Here is a 14,757-nt window from a genome sequence, read left to right on the forward strand (position 1 = left end):
AGCCGACTCCTATCCGCGCCGCCTCCCGCCAATACCGCCGCCTCCCGCTAGGATTGCCTTATGAGAAACGATCCGGAAGCCAGCAGCCACGCTAGCGAGACCCCACAGGATTCGTCTATCTCGCGTGCAGAGGGCGATGCTACTAGTCAGATTCCGGAAATCGGCCACAGCGCCACTGACGAAGACCATATGATAAAACGCCTGATCGATGGGCGTTACCGGATAGTGAAGATTATTGATACCGGCGGGATGGCCAGCGTTTACCGGGCTCATGATGAACGCTTAGGGCGAGATGTAGCGCTAAAAATGATGCACCCGCACTTGGCGAATACCGTCTCCCTAGTGGAACGGTTTGAGTCGGAGGCTCGGTCGGCGGCTCGCCTGATGCATCCGGCAATTGTGCAGATTTTTGATCAGGGATCTTGGCGGCGCCGCCCCTACCTAGTGATGGAGTTTATTAACGGCCCCAATTTGCGACAGCTCCTTTGTCAAGAGGGCACTTTACCTTTAGGGCGCGCCCTCGATATTACCGAACAGGTATTACAGGCTCTGCAGGCTGCCCATGAAATGCAGATTATTCATCGCGATATTAAACCGGAAAATATTCTGCTTACTCCTTCCGGACAGGTAAAAGTGGCCGATTTTGGACTTGCCCACGCGGTTAACCAAGCTACCGGCACCACTACCGGATCGGTGATGGGAACGGTTACCTATCTGGCGCCAGAACTTATTTCCGAGACTACTTCAGATGCCCGCTGCGACGTGTATTCCGTGGGAATCATGGCCTATGAACTGATCAGTGGACTGCCACCTTTCCAAGGGGATACCGCGATTCGTACTGCCTGGCAACACGTGAGCGAGGATGTTCCCCCGCTTTCAGGCAAGGTTCCGTGGATTCCTAGCGAAGTCGATGATCTGGTAGCGGCGCTTACCGCGCGCAATGCCCAGGATCGTCCGGTAGATGCCGGAGCTGCTCTACAGCTAGTTAAGGCAGTTATAGATTGCCTTAGCCCCGAGCTGCTTCAGCGTCGCGCGCAGCGCCCGGCGAGTGGGACTTCAGAAAAAGAAACTGAACGTACCCCGCTAGGCAAAGGGGGCACTGCCCGGCTACCTGTCTTGCCAGTGGCCTCTCCGCAGGTTCCTGCGGCTCCGATTCGTCCTCATAACCCTAACTTGCCTGCCGATAATCCTTCTGCCTCGACTCCCTCTCACCCGGAAAAATCGCTAACCGTGGTCGAAAGCGCGAATCCCCATGCCCCCTCGGAGCCTCCTACCGAGCAGGGAAAGAAAAAACGCTGGATAGCAGCAATTATCACTGGGATTTTAGTGATTGCGGCAGCTCTAGCAGGCTGGTATTTCACTTTGGGACCGGGAGGGCGCGTTCCAGTACCTAATGTGGAAGGCAAGACTGTGGCGCAAGCGCGGGAAATGCTGATAAAAGCCCAGTTTAAGGTGGAGACTAAACGGGAATATTCCGACACTGTCGCTGCCGGTAAAGCTACGCGCACTAATCCTAAGGCCGGAGAAAAAGCTAAAAAGAAATCACAGGTAGAGTTATATATTTCTCGAGGTATTGAATATGTGAAAGTGCCGGATCTTCAGGGTAAGGAGGGCGCTGAAGCGGGGAAGCTGCTCAAAGCGGCAAAGCTGAAGCTCGCTGGCAGCAATGAAGAATATTCCGATGAGATAGGAAAAGGGAAAATTATCGCTACCGATCCAGAAGCGGGCACCACCTTACGTCACCACCGCGGAGTGAAGGTAACGGTTTCAAAAGGTAAAGAGCCGATCACGCTCCCGGATTTTGCGGGCAAGAGCGAAGAAGAAGTCGCGAAAACCTTAAGTGATCTCAAATTGGAGATGGCTAAAACTACCGAGTTTTCGGATTCGGTTCCGCGCGGACAAATCATCGGACAAGAACCGGCAGCGGGAACTACGGTTTACCATCACGATCAGATAAAAGTCCGGGTTTCCCAAGGGCCAGAAATGGTGGAGGTACCTAACGTGACTGCACTGTCCATGGGACAGGCAAAAAAGAAATTAACCGATCTCGGCTTCCAGGTACAGGTGCAAAAACAACTGCTGGGGATCTCTCCCAACCGAGTTTATTCCCAATCCCCGGCTGGGGGCACCAAGTTAAAGAGCGGATCCACGGTCACTTTAACCTACGTTTAAGCCGGTTTTTCTCGAAGGCGACCTAGCTGCTCAAAGATCGTTGGGGCGGCCTGCGAGTGCGAACCAGGCGGTCTTATACCGTGTATCCCCAGGGCTCTAGGGGTGCGCGCAGGGGATTACCTAAAGTGTCGTGCCGCTGTTGCAGCATCTCTGCCACTTGGAATGCCAATTCCAGAGATTGCTGGTGATTAAGCCGGGGGTCTACCAGGGTTTCATAGCGATTCTTTAAAGAATCTTCGGTCAGGTGTTCGCTGCCCCCGATCACTTCGGTAACGTCATCTCCGGTCAGTTCCACATGGATTCCGCCGGGGATCGTCCCCGCTTCCTGATGCGCGGTAAAGAACTTAGCTACCTCTTGCAGGATGCATTCAAAGCTACGAGTTTTATAGCCAGAGGAGGAGCTAATAGTGTTGCCATGCATGGGATCACACATCCAGGTAACCGGACGTCCGTCACGCAGCTGTGCCTCCAAAAGTGCGGGTAAGACAGCCTCTAATTCCTGCGACCCCATGCGAGTAATAAAGGAAAGACGCCCCGGTTCGGCCTCGGGATTGAGCTTATCTTGCAAGCGCGCTAAATCATCTCCGGTGGCGTTAGGGCCGATTTTTACCCCGATCGGATTGGCCACTTGCGATAGTTGCTCCACGTGGGCGCCATCTAGCTGCCGGGTGCGCTCCCCGATCCACAGGAAATGCGCCGAAGTGTCATACAGTTCACCTGTACGCGAATCCACCCGGGTCATTGCCTGCTCGTATTCTAAAAGTAGGGATTCGTGGGCGCTATAAAAATCTACGGTACGCAGCTCATCGGCGTTGACGCCGGCGGCATCCATAAAGGAAATCGCGCGATCAATATCAGAGGCTAGCGCGTCAAAGCGCTTATAGGCCGGGTTAGAGATAAAACCCCGGTTCCATTCATGAACCCGATGCAAGTCGGCATAACCACCTTGGGTAAATGCCCTAATCAAGTTCAAAGTAGTTCCCGAACGCGTATAGGTATCTAGCAGGCGTGCCGGGTCTGGGCGGCGCGCCTCGGGGGTGAACTCGAAGGAGTTAACGGCATCCCCGCGGTAGGAAGGTAAGGTAACTCCGTCGCGGGTTTCGGTGTCGCTGGAGCGAGGCTTGGCATATTGACCAGCCATTCTCCCCATTTTTACAATCGGCAAAGAGGCCCCATAGGTAAGCACAATCGCCATTTGCAAGATAGTTTGGATTTTCAGCCGTACCCGATTCGCGGTTGACTCGGCAAAAGTTTCCGCACAGTCCCCACCGGTGAGTACGAAGGCTTTGCCCTGGCTGGCTTGCCCTAATAGTTCCTTCAGGGCATCTACCTCGCCCGCAAACACCAAAGGAGGACGAGTGCGCAGGTCAGCTAACTTTTCTTGCAGCTGTTCCTGGTCTGGATAGTTGGGCTGCTGGTTTGCCGGGCAACCCCGCCACGAATTCAGCGCTCTAGTTGTTTTCTCGTCCACGAACCCCACCCTAGTAAGTTTTGGATTTTAAGACGAATAAGTCCGTAAAACGAACTTATTACCCCAGGAGAAGGTATCCCCCACTTTTCATGCTTCCGGTTAGCTTTGGTAGTTAATGCGGAGCAAATAGCTGCCTACCCACCAGCTGGATCTGCCAGCAGAATTTCTTTGGCTCTCGCTGCTGGCCGCAGCGAGAGCCAAAGAACTTAAAGCACCAGGAATATCAGCGCTAATTCACTCGACCGATAGAGCGAGCTAAAAGCACTAACTAAACCTTAGGCAGGCTCTACTTCCTGCCCGATTTCCTTCATCATGTCCTGGAACCAGGGGGTATTAATATCGAAGGCTTTACCGCCTTTGATCCGTGAGAAGGCGATTGAGCTCAAAACATCGCCATTTTCTTCATCATGCCCGATCAAGCCCGGTTTACCTTCCAGCGCACACTGCACCGCATAATCGGTCATGGACTTGATCAGCCGCAGATCCTCAACACCCGCCGCAGAAGCACGCGAGAAGTAACCCGATTTTTGCACCATCACCTTTTCTGCTCCGATCCGCTCGGCAAATTGGCGCGCAAACCACTGACCGGGATTGATCTTGTCTAACTGCACGTGACCGAAGGGATCGCGCGGAACTGTCTCTCCCGCCTGTTCCATCTGTTCCACGATTTCGCTGACCCCCGCGCCCTCGGAGAGGAAAATATTAACGTTCCCGACCTCATCCATTACCTTACGCAAGCGAGCAGCCTCGCCCTCAATATCGATATGTGCCTCAGGCACAAAAATGGCGTGAATATCGCGAGATTCGCGAGTCAGTCCCATAGAAGGCAGCCATTCTTTCTTATCCAAAAGTTTGCGATAGGAACGGGCAGTCGCGGCCGTCAAATAACCACAGTTACGTCCCATGACTTCGTGAATAATCAGTTCCCGCGGGTTGGACTGGCATTCAGCGATCACATGTTCAGCGTAAAGCGCCCCGTTATCAGCCGCGGTCCAAGCACCCAGGGACTGCCGTACCGGAATCACGTCGTTATCAATAGTCTTGGGTAGCCCCACCACGGTCAACTCGTAGCCGTGTTCATGCAGGTAGTGCGCCAAATCTGCCGCGGTAGTGTTAGTATCATCGCCACCGATAGTGTGCAGCACATTTACCCCGTCTTCTACCAGCCGGTTTGCCGCAACCTCTAGCGGGTTAGCGCCCTCTTTAACTAGGCCGCGCTTTACCAGATCCTTAGTGTTAGTAAGCTTCACCCGCGAGTTACCAATCGGGGATCCCCCATATTGATGCAATAGACCAGCATTTTTGCGGGCTTCTTCGTCCACCACAATATAGTTCTTGGACAGCAACCCGTGATAGCCGTACTTGTAGGCAATAATTTCAATTTCCGGGGCCAGCTCGGTATAACGTTCGATCAAGCCACCAACCGCTGATGATAGACAGGGGGCGAATCCGCCCGCAGTTAGCAGTGCCACACGTTTAATCGTCATATTTCCTCCAAAAGGGTTGTTTGCCGTTATCGGCTCCGTCAGCTAATAGTCTAGTCGATAAGACACAGCTGACTGAAGAACGCGAAGAGCTTCACCTATTTGAGCAAGAAAAGAGGGCGGGGCACGCCCGAGTAGCTACTGGGCATCATCCGTCAACCGCCAGTCATTCGCCTACTGGGGGGCAGCTAGCTAGGTTTAGTTAAAACTGCTACTTTGAGAGCCAAAACCGTTTCCTACTGCACCGAGGGGGCAGAATCGGTTTTACCCTCTTGCGATGCGTCATCTTCTGGCGGCTCCGGAACCTCGGTTTGCGGAGCCTGCCGTCCGCCGGGGGCCTCCACTTTGGGCTCGGTGGCCACGCCGTCCTCGTCATCTTTCTTGGAAGCGAGCGCCTTTTTCACGTCAGCCGCATACAGATCTACATATTCTTGCCCCGATAGACTCATCAAGGAATACATGATTTCGTCGGTAATTGCCCGCAACACATAACGGTCATCTTCCATCCCTTGATAGCGGGAAAAGTCCAAAGGATCACCGATAACCACTCCGATGCGGTGTAGACGCGGAATCCGGGTACCGATCGGCTGGGCGATATTGGTGCCAATCATGGCCACCGGAATCACCGGCGCGCCCGAGCGTAGCGACAGCCGTGCCACCCCGGTTTTACCGCGATAAAGCCGGCCATCGGGGCTGCGGGTACCCTCCGGGTAGATCCCAAACAGTTCCCCGGATTGTAAGCGCGCTAATCCTTTTTGTAGGGCGGCCTGGGATTTCTTCCCCCCGGAACGATCAATCGGAATCGTACCTACCTGGGTCATAAACCACTTCACGAAAGCACCTTTTAGGCCTTTACCGGTGAAATAGTCAGCTTTGCCCACGAAAACTACTTCCCGGTCAATCATCAACGGCAAGAAGAAAGAATCAATCACCGCTAGATGGTTCGAAGCCAGAATCGCCGGCCCGGTACCGGGAATCTTCTCGGCTCCTTTTATCCAGGGTCGGTAAAGGACCTTTAGAATCGGCCCTAAGAATATTTTCAACATCCGATAAAACACGTAAGCTTCCTTCCCGCCCGGGCTAGCTGACCGATCCCTAAAGACCGACTAGACTAACGACTATGAAACTCCCCAAGAAGTGGGGGGCGCATCGCCGCCGCAACCCAAGCCAACGTCGCGTAGATGATGAATTTTTGGATATTACCTCTAGGCTAAATGATACCGGTATTTTTGCCCCTGGGCCGCGAGATTACGAATTGGCAGAGCCAAATGACCAGTTTCACCCCCCGACGCTGCCCGCCAGCCCCCGCCCGCGCGCTGGAGTGCGCCTCTTAGTGATTACCATCATAGTGCTGATAGCCTGGGTAGCTACCTATATCGCCGGAGTTGCCTTACCGGGTTGGCTTCACGTCCTCGGATTTTTAGATTTAGCGTTATTTTGCGGTCTCTTGATATACCTGCGTCCGCGGGGACGCAGCGCCTTGACCAATAAATGGGATGACGATGATGGGGCGAGGGTGTGAGTGCCCAGTTCTTCGGTCCACCTTCCCGTGCTTTACGAGCTCATCTAAATACCCTGCGACCGTCCACAAATGAAATCGGTCCCCAAGGAGAATTTTCCCAGCTAGGAACGGCGCTATCGAACTGCTGCTTCCTGGTGGTTGACCTAGAAACCACCGGAATGGGAGCCGGGGCGGAAATCACTGAAATAGCGGCGGCCCGCTACTATCAGCGACGCCTATGCGGAACTTTTCGCTCTCTAGTGCAAACCCGCCGTCCGATTCCCCCGAAAATCGTAGCGCTAACTGGGATTACTAACTCAATGGTGCTTGCCGCTGACCCCCTGGAAGAGGTTTTTTCGCGGTTTCTTGATTTTTGGAGGGCGGATCACCCTGACTCTCCCCCGGTAAATGCCCTGGTTGCCCACAATGCGAGTTTCGATACCGGATTCTTACGCCGCGCCTCCGAACAACTCGGCGCCCCGCTCCCGCCGGCGCTCACCGTCGATACCTTGGCGATTGCCCGCCTGCTGCTACCGCGCCCCTTCGTAGCCAATCATCGCCTCGCCACTCTGGCTAGCTATTTCGGAGCAGAAAAACCTACCCACCGCGCCCTCGACGATGTCCTGGCCACTGTCACGGTACTCCAGGGATTACTTGATCTGGGGCAAGGGGCGGGTCTTACCCACACACAAGATTTTCGGGTACTACAAAAGGTTCCCCGGCAAATTCGGGCAAAACGAGTACTGGGAGCCGATCTGCCTGCACGTCCGGGAGTCTATATTTTTGAGGACGCGGCAGGAAAACCTCTCTACGTAGGGTCGGCCTCCAACCTGCGAACGCGAGTAGGCAGTTACACCACTTTAAGTGAAAAACGCCGACAAATGCGGGAGATGCTAGCTGCCGCCCGCCGGATTCAGCATATTTGTTTTCCCCACGTCCTCTTGGCGCGCCTAAAAGAACTAGAGCTGATCGCCCGGCTTAACCCTCCTTTCAACCGTGCCAGCACCCGCCCCGACAAATACTGGTTACTGGAACTAACTAATGAAGATTTTCCGCGCCTGAAACTTTCCAAACGGGTAGAGCGAAAAAATGCCTCCCGAACCTTCGGACCTTTCACTACCCGAAAAAGCGCCGAAAGAGTCCGCCGGGTACTGTCACAGCAATGGAATCTGCGCACCTGTACCCAGGTGATTTCTCCGGGTGATCCTGCGAATTCCTGCTATTTAGAACAGTTGGGAACCTGCCGTGCTCCCTGCCGGGTGCAAAAACAAGAAAGCTACCGTCAACACTGCCAGCTGATTGCCACCAATAGAGCTAAAGCTGAGCAAGAGGCGGTAACTAGCTTGCTAGAAAAAGTTCAGGACTTAGCGGACAGGCAAGAATTCGAGCAAGCCGCCGTAGTTCGCGAACAACTTGCCGCGCTGTCACAGGCAGAAGCCGAGCAAGAGTTATTATCCCCGCTACTGGCGGCGGAAAAACTTATTTTTGCTCTGCCAGCGTCCCATGGCGGCTGGGTTTACCTCGCCCTCGCCTATGGAAAAATAGTAGGAACTGCCTTTACCGGCGCTAATGCTCCGAAAATTGCGATAGACAAAACTGTCGCGACTTTAGCGGAAGTTTTCCCGGTTGTTGCCCCGCGCTTCCTCGCCCAAGGGATCCTATGGGAACAACTACATATTTTGGCGCAGCAGCTTTACCAACCCGGAACCCGAATTGTGCAAATAGCAGATTCTACAGCGCTGGTATGCCCGGTGTCAGGAATGCTATCCCGCACCCGACTACGGAAAAAATTGGAGGAAGCCCGAAAATCGTTTTCTTTCAAGCACTAGCGGAGTCTAGGGCACTAGTTCCTACTAGCTGCCAAGCTTTACCTTTTCAGTTAACGCAGCGCCGCCGAGACAGCCTCTTGTAGTTTGAGGGGGGTCAGAGGACGCTCTACCGATTTGGCGCCCGCCCAACCGACGAGCCATTCATCTTGCTGCCGGGCAGTCAAAATCAGGATAGGAGGAAGATTCTCCTCTTCATCATGAAGGGTTTTCGCTACGGAAATACCGGAAATCTTGGTTGCTTCTCCGTCAAGAATCAGCAGATCGTAGCGAATATTATGTACCTTGTCCCGCGTAATAGTGGCGGTAGCGGTCTCATCCCAATCTATTTTAGGCAGATCGGCGGCCGGCTTAATCCCCACGGAATTTATTACTTGCCGACGTACCTCACGGTCATCGCTGTACAACAAAATCTGCAGATTCTTTTCCGCTTCCGCCATGTTCTTCTTCCTTAAGTAAACGCTTGCAAGTGCTTTTGGCTCTCATTGTAACCGACTATTACGCTCTTGCGGACTTAGAGCATGAATAGGACGCCATTTGGGGAAAATCCCCAGCAATGCGCCACCTGAAAATCGGTTTTAAGCTGCCAGCTTATTTCCTGGGGCTGCAATTATAGGACTTAGCACCTAAACTAGGTGGGGACAGCGCCCAGCCGGAGGGAGGCTAGGCGGACCCGAAAACTACAAAGGAGATCCATTTACATGGAGAAATATACGCTTCCGGAACTGCCCTACGACTATGCCGCTTTAGAGCCGCACATTTCTGCCAAGATCATGGAACTACACCATGACAAGCACCACAACACCTATGTGAACGGGGCAAATGCCGCCCTAGAAAAACTAGCAGCCGCTCGTGAAGCCGGCGATCTGGCAGCGGTCAATCAGTTTTCGAAAGACTTAGCTTTCAACTTGGGCGGGCACACCAACCACTCGGTTTTCTGGACCAATATGGGGCCGGATTGCGGCGGGGAACCCGAAGGGGAACTGGCAGCTGCCATCACCGAAAACTTCGGTTCCTTTGAAGCTTTCAAAAAGCATTTCACGGCCGCAGCCACCGGTCTACAAGGCTCCGGTTGGGCAGTCCTGGCCTGGGATTCCATTTCTTCCCGCCTCATTATTTTCCAGCTCTTCGATCAGCAGGGTAACGTACCTGTCGGGGTAACTCCTCTGCTCATGCTGGATATGTGGGAGCACGCTTTCTACCTGGACTACCAGAACGTGAAAGCTGACTACGTGAAGGCCTGGTGGAACGTGGTTAATTGGGAAAACGTTGCTGCTCGTTTCGAGAACGCTGAAAAGAACTTTAAGTCCCTAATCAACCTGGCCTAGCAACTAACGCGGGAGAGCGATTTTCCCTCCTGCCCAAAAATTCGGGAAGCGCTAATACGCTTCCCGAATTTTTATGCCCACCGCACCCACTCGGGAAAAACACCCCCGTAACAATGAGTTCCCGGTAAAAAATCGGAAACTACTTACCCATAAGATAAAGCTAGCTTTTAAATATCAAAGAACTCGGCAGCGTCTTTAACCTGTCACCCGAGGCGAGTGCTGGTTTGCTTGGCACCAATGTCATAAATAGCGATGCGCGCCGGATGCGCTTTCGCCCCTTGGCGCTCGCCCTCGGCGGGATCTATCATCACCATCCGCGAGCCAACCGGTACCCCCAGGAATTGCGGGGTGGTCTGCACAGTAGAGGGAGTAGAAACCATTTTTCCACTAGGCCATGAACTAGACACCTTTGACCAGGTGCCGTCTTCATAGCTAGCAGCGGTCAAATGCACTCCGGGAAAATCATCCGGTTCCAGTTTCGGCCCTTTGCCTTGATAAAGCATTATTACCTGTTTTGTCTTCGGGGCAGGTAAAGCCGGATCAATAGTTACCTGCGGCTGGGCACCGGGGGCTCCACTAATCTTTATCCCTTTAGGTAATTTACTGAAAGATTTATCTATTTTCTTAGCCTGTTTCAGCGCGGAAACGTCACTAAGATCCATAGCGCTAATCAGGTCAATCACGAACACCATAGTGGAGTTAGCAGGAATTCTCTTCGCGGCTTCTCCCTGGAATCCCAGCTGCGGAGGCACCGTGATCTGCACCCGCGACCGTAGTTTCTTGCCGATTAAAGCCTGTTTCCAACCGGGGATAACTTCACTCATCGCATACCCTTGCGCGGAGTCCCCGATCCGGAAGGTACTCATCACAGTTTTCCCGTCCCACAGGTTTCCGAGCGTATCCATGAGTACTTGGTCTTTAGCGGTCACCGGCCGCCCGTCGCCCTCGTGAAGTACCCGTACCTGCAAACTGGTTGGGGCTTTCCCCGATCCGGCCTCCATTTGGGGAGCTTGCCCTAGCTCCCCCGTTACTGCCGGAAATTTTCCTTTTACCTCCGCAGCGGAGGCGTCGGAAGCGGCAGAAGAACACCCGGAAAGTAGGGATATTCCCAAGGCGGCAACCAACACCAGGACTATTACCCGCACTGACCGCACTCGCAGCGGTAGGGAAGAAACACTATGAATGTGCATGTCCGCGCCTATCAAACTTTTAGAGGGTGCCCACAATATCCATTACGAATGCTACCGCCTGCCCGTTTTGCATGGAACTTAAGGCCAGACGGGAACCGACGTGTTTACCGACTAGCTCCTTGTCCAACCCTAACTCTGCCAAGGTTTTTTCGCCTTGCAGCGGCATCGGGGTTTTACTGTCCCAGGTAGAGACCGTCTTTCCTTGCGGGTCTACCCAACTTTGATGCACAATTACCACGTCATCAGCTTTTAGCGGGGCTCCCTTTCCGGCAGCAAGCACGGTCACGGCACGATCTTTGGCGAGCTGCCCCGCGTTAACCTTCAACACCGGTTTCTCCCCCGATTTTCCGGTAACTTCCAGACCAGGAAGAGTTTCTCCGGTGACTTTGGCCTGCGCCAGCTGCTCTTCACCTTTCTTCATCTGCGAGGCAGAGAAGCATTTCAAAGTATCGACTACGAATACCAGGGTAGATCCAGCGGGAATATCGCCAGTTGCCTGATCCCCGTATCCTAATTCGGGAGGAATCACCAAGAGGGTGCGCGATCCCGGTTTCGCATCTTTAAGACCCTGTCCCCATCCAGGAACTACCTGCTTTAAAGAAAAGATGGCAGGTTTGCCCCGATCAAAACTGGAATCAAATTTTTTCCCATTCCACAGTTGACCGTGATAGTTAACTTTTAGCACTGCGTCCGCGCCACAGCTATCGCCGGTACCTTTTTTAACGGTGCCAACTTTCAAATCTTTGGGCGCGGTTCCCTCTCCCGCACTAACTTTGGGGGCTTTTCCGTATTCGCCCTCAACTTTCACTCCGAAATCTGAGAAGGAACCATCGCTACTGCAAGCGGCCAGACCCGCACCTAATGACGCGGTCAGCAGCGCAATAGCAGCGACAGAAGCAGAAAGTTTACGTTTCACGGCAAAATCCTAACTGTATTTAGTGGAACGATTGCCCGCAGGCGCAAGACCCTACCGCATTCGGATTATCAATCGTGAAACCTTGACGCTCAATGGTGTCGGAGAAATCAATGGAGGCGCCCTCTAGGTAGGGGTTGGACATTTTATCGACCACTACTTCTACTCCGGGGGCAAACTCGACTACTGCGTCCCCTTCCAAGAGACGCTCATCGAAATAAAGCTGATAAATAAGTCCCGAGCATCCTCCCGGCTGCACCGCTATCCGCAGGCGCAAGTCATCGCGACCTTCCTGGTCTAGCAGTGATTTTACTTTCTCCGTAGCCGCATCGGTCAAAGTAACCTTGTGGGTAGCTTTCTTTTCAGCCTGTTGTTCACTCATATTTGTTCCTCAAAATGTTTTCTAGATGAACTAAGTTAGTCCTTAGCCTAGTCCAAGGTGGCTCCAGTGGCTATTGCGACCAGGTACGCGCTAAGCGAAGTCCGGCCTCACTCATACCCACATTATCAGGGGAAAATTGGTAAACCCCATCGATTCCCCGCTCCGCAATCTCTCCCCTGCTTAGATTATTTTCACTGGTAACTACCACTATTGGCAGACCTAAGCGACTAGCCTTGTCGCATAAATCTTCTAGCGGAGAGCCGGGTAGGTTCCAGGGGGAAAGTTCCTCGGTATTCGCCACTAGCAAATCTGTGGTTTCTAAAATCTGCGGCATCCGGGTTCGCTCATCAAGGAAGTCTGCTGCAAAGTCCAGGCGAGCCCCCAGCCTTCCCAGCAGTTCCCCCACTCCCCAGCCGCACCCTCCTCCAGGCAAAGTCCCCATTTGGGCACCCGGAACAGTTTCAACGGCAGCTAAAGCTGAAACCTTAAGGTAGCGATGGTGCCCGTATTTTTCGGCTTCGGTGAGCACCTCCTCCCAGTTTTCTTTAGTTTGTTGCGCCACCTGGGGGCTAGTTTTAGCGATCTGAGCTAGCACCCCGGAAGTTGAAAACAATGGTTTTTGACTCCCGACAACTACCAGCGCCCCGGTCAGATCCCGTGTTAAAGATTCCCACACCTGCGGGCTCATTTCCCGCGCGCCGTAAGCGGCGGCCACTCCCGCTAAGAATCGCCAGGGAAAATCCGGTAAATTCTCTAGGTCTGCGGCAGGCAACGCTCCCGGTGACAAATACTCACTTTGCAGGTTTTGCTTTCCGCAGACAGCGGGCAGATACAGACCTTTGCCGGCTTTAAGTAGCATCGGTAAGGTGCTACCTGCCTTAGCGGGATTACTCGTCCTCGAAAATAGATCCGCTAGCGGACAACTAGCTGCCACTTCCGAATATGCCCAAGAATAGGGTACTACCTGCAGCTGATCGCGGCCTTGCTGCTTTAACCAGCCCGCTTTGAAGGCGTCCCCTAACTCGCGGGCATTACCCCCTTTAGTGCTGGCCGCCGCCAGAACTACCTGCACTTATACCCGACCGCCTAGACGAGCCAAGAACAGTGCCTCGGCCGTAATCGCATTTTTCAGGTCGCCTAAATCTTGGGATTCATTTTCTGAATGCGCATTAGTGGCCGGGTCTTCCACCCCGGTAATTAAGATATCAGCCTGCGGGAATACTTGTGCCAGGTCAGCAGTCATAGGGATCGCTCCCCCACACCCAATATCTACCGCGTCCTTATCCCAAGCGGCAGATAGCGCCCATTTCATATCTTTTTCAGCTTCGGAAGATTGGGCTTGATACGAGGGACCGCATTCGAGAATCTCGGTTTCTACCTCCGCTCCGAAGGGGGCATTTTCTTTCAAGAAGGTGCTCAATGCTTGGGCACATTCGGCACTATCGGTTCCGGGAGCAGTACGCAAGGACAGCCGCAAACAGGTTTCCGGAACGAGGGCGTTGGCGCTTTCGGCGCGAGAACGCTGATCCCAACCGATAACGCAAAGTGCCGGCTGGTTCCACAGACGCGCTGCCACATCTCCCTTTCCGGCCAGCTCAAAGCTTTCCACTACCTGGGCATCCGCCTTGAACAATTCTTCCGGATAATGAACATCAGCACTGGTAGATCCCCCTAGACCGGGTACTGCCAAGCTGCCATCGGGATTAAAACATTTCGCGAGCAACAGACTGGCAACCGTGACTGCATCTAGCACCGGACCTCCAAAAGCTCCCGAATGCAGGGCAGTGTTCATTACTTTAACTTTCACATCCATACTGGCTACTCCCCGCAAAGTTGCGGTCAGCGCCGGTTCTCCTACCCGCCAGTTATCGGAGTCACACACAATGATGGCGTCAGCGGCTAAATCTTCCCGATATTTTTCAATAAAATTCCGGAATGAGGGCGAGCCGATCTCTTCTTCGCCCTCAATAAAGCAAGTTACGTTAACCGGGCATTTATCTCCCAATGCTAGGAGCGCGCCGTAGTGCACCATTACTCCCGCCCCGTCATCGGAGGTGCCTCGCCCATAGAGGCGACCATTCTTTTCGGTAGCGACAAAGGGCTCAGTATTCCAACGCTCGACAGGGCCGGCCGGTTGCACATCATGATGAGCATAAAGCAATACCGTCTTGGCCTGGGGATCTACAATCTTGCGGGCGATAACTGCCGGCATTCCTTCTTCCCCAGTGGGCGTCGGCGCAGTTTTTACTTCCGTTTCCATGCCCAGATTTGAGAATAATTGCGCCAGGTGCCCGGCAGATTTTTCTACTTCCGTGCGGGAAGCAGAAGAAACTGAAGGAATTGCTACCAGCTTGGTTAGCTCGTTTTTCACATCATCAAAAATACGGTTAGTAGCCGCTTTATATTCCGAAATATCACTCATGCTTGCCAGGTTACCCCGATACGCCCTCAAGGGGGAAAGGATAGCTATGAGCGACAAATCTAGCCGCA

13 protein-coding genes are annotated in these 14,757 nt (G+C 53.4%); 4 read left to right on the forward strand and 9 right to left on the reverse strand.

Features of this window, described 5'->3' with window-relative positions:
• Nucleotides 1-60: 60 nt before the first annotated feature.
• Nucleotides 61-2,172 carry a Stk1 family PASTA domain-containing Ser/Thr kinase gene (gene pknB / locus F605_RS0100800; protein ID WP_022864014.1) on the forward strand — a complete coding sequence of 704 codons (2,112 nt, stop codon included), beginning with the start codon at nt 61-63 and terminating at the stop codon, nt 2,170-2,172.
• 73 nt (nt 2,173-2,245) lie between these two features.
• Here the strand turns inward: pknB and F605_RS09065 are convergent, their stop codons facing one another.
• The 3 genes from F605_RS09065 to F605_RS0100815 form a co-directional block, all read right to left on the reverse strand.
• A complete protein-coding gene (locus tag F605_RS09065; RefSeq protein ID WP_022864015.1) occupies nt 2,246-3,643 on the reverse strand; it encodes a class II 3-deoxy-7-phosphoheptulonate synthase in 1,398 nt (465 codons plus the stop codon).
• A 275-nt stretch (nt 3,644-3,918) separates the two neighbouring features.
• Nucleotides 3,919-5,130 carry a pyrophosphate--fructose-6-phosphate 1-phosphotransferase gene (locus F605_RS0100810; RefSeq protein ID WP_022864016.1) on the reverse strand — a complete coding sequence of 404 codons (1,212 nt, stop codon included), beginning with the start codon at nt 5,128-5,130 and terminating at the stop codon, nt 3,919-3,921.
• A gap of 233 nt (nt 5,131-5,363) precedes the next feature.
• Complete coding sequence (locus tag F605_RS0100815; RefSeq protein ID WP_022864017.1) at nt 5,364-6,185, reverse strand: lysophospholipid acyltransferase family protein; 822 nt, start codon at nt 6,183-6,185, stop codon at nt 5,364-5,366.
• Between the two features lie 62 nt (nt 6,186-6,247).
• Between F605_RS0100815 and F605_RS0100820 the strand changes: the two genes are divergently transcribed.
• Nucleotides 6,248-6,649 carry a hypothetical protein gene (locus tag F605_RS0100820; RefSeq protein WP_022864018.1) on the forward strand — a complete coding sequence of 134 codons (402 nt, stop codon included), beginning with the start codon at nt 6,248-6,250 and terminating at the stop codon, nt 6,647-6,649.
• Nucleotides 6,646-8,457 (forward strand): DEDD exonuclease domain-containing protein, encoded by a 1,812-nt coding sequence (locus F605_RS09070; RefSeq protein WP_022864019.1) that lies wholly within the window; start codon nt 6,646-6,648, stop codon nt 8,455-8,457. The genes F605_RS0100820 and F605_RS09070 overlap by 4 nt, the downstream gene beginning before the upstream one ends.
• A 50-nt stretch (nt 8,458-8,507) precedes the next feature.
• Here the strand turns inward: F605_RS09070 and F605_RS0100830 are convergent, their stop codons facing one another.
• Complete coding sequence (locus tag F605_RS0100830) at nt 8,508-8,894, reverse strand: response regulator transcription factor (protein ID WP_022864020.1); 387 nt, start codon at nt 8,892-8,894, stop codon at nt 8,508-8,510.
• Nucleotides 8,895-9,155: 261 nt separating this feature from the next.
• Here F605_RS0100830 and F605_RS0100835 point away from each other — a divergent pair, with 261 nt between their 5' ends.
• Entirely contained in the window at nt 9,156-9,782 is a 627-nt protein-coding gene (locus F605_RS0100835; protein ID WP_022864021.1) for a superoxide dismutase, read from the forward strand.
• A gap of 203 nt (nt 9,783-9,985) precedes the next feature.
• Here F605_RS0100835 and F605_RS0100840 read toward each other — a convergent pair whose 3' ends face one another.
• The 5 genes from F605_RS0100840 to F605_RS0100860 form a co-directional block, all read right to left on the reverse strand.
• On the reverse strand, nt 9,986-10,972 hold the full coding sequence (locus F605_RS0100840) for an FKBP-type peptidyl-prolyl cis-trans isomerase (RefSeq protein WP_022864022.1): 987 nt from the start codon (nt 10,970-10,972) through the stop codon (nt 9,986-9,988).
• Between the two features lie 19 nt (nt 10,973-10,991).
• Entirely contained in the window at nt 10,992-11,888 is an 897-nt protein-coding gene (locus F605_RS10805) for an FKBP-type peptidyl-prolyl cis-trans isomerase (protein ID WP_022864023.1), read from the reverse strand.
• Nucleotides 11,889-11,907: 19 nt separating this feature from the next.
• A complete protein-coding gene (gene erpA, locus F605_RS0100850) occupies nt 11,908-12,267 on the reverse strand; it encodes an iron-sulfur cluster insertion protein ErpA (RefSeq protein WP_022864024.1) in 360 nt (119 codons plus the stop codon).
• Between the two features lie 70 nt (nt 12,268-12,337).
• Entirely contained in the window at nt 12,338-13,339 is a 1,002-nt protein-coding gene (locus tag F605_RS0100855; RefSeq protein ID WP_022864025.1) for a hypothetical protein, read from the reverse strand.
• The gene (locus F605_RS0100860; RefSeq protein WP_022864026.1) at nt 13,340-14,689 is read right to left on the reverse strand and encodes a M20/M25/M40 family metallo-hydrolase; all 1,350 of its coding nucleotides are present in this window, start codon (nt 14,687-14,689) and stop codon (nt 13,340-13,342) included.
• Nucleotides 14,690-14,757: the final 68 nt, after the last annotated feature.

Source organism: Varibaculum cambriense DSM 15806, from assembly GCF_000420065.1.
Taxonomy (GTDB): Bacteria; Actinomycetota; Actinomycetes; order Actinomycetales; family Actinomycetaceae; genus Varibaculum; species Varibaculum cambriense.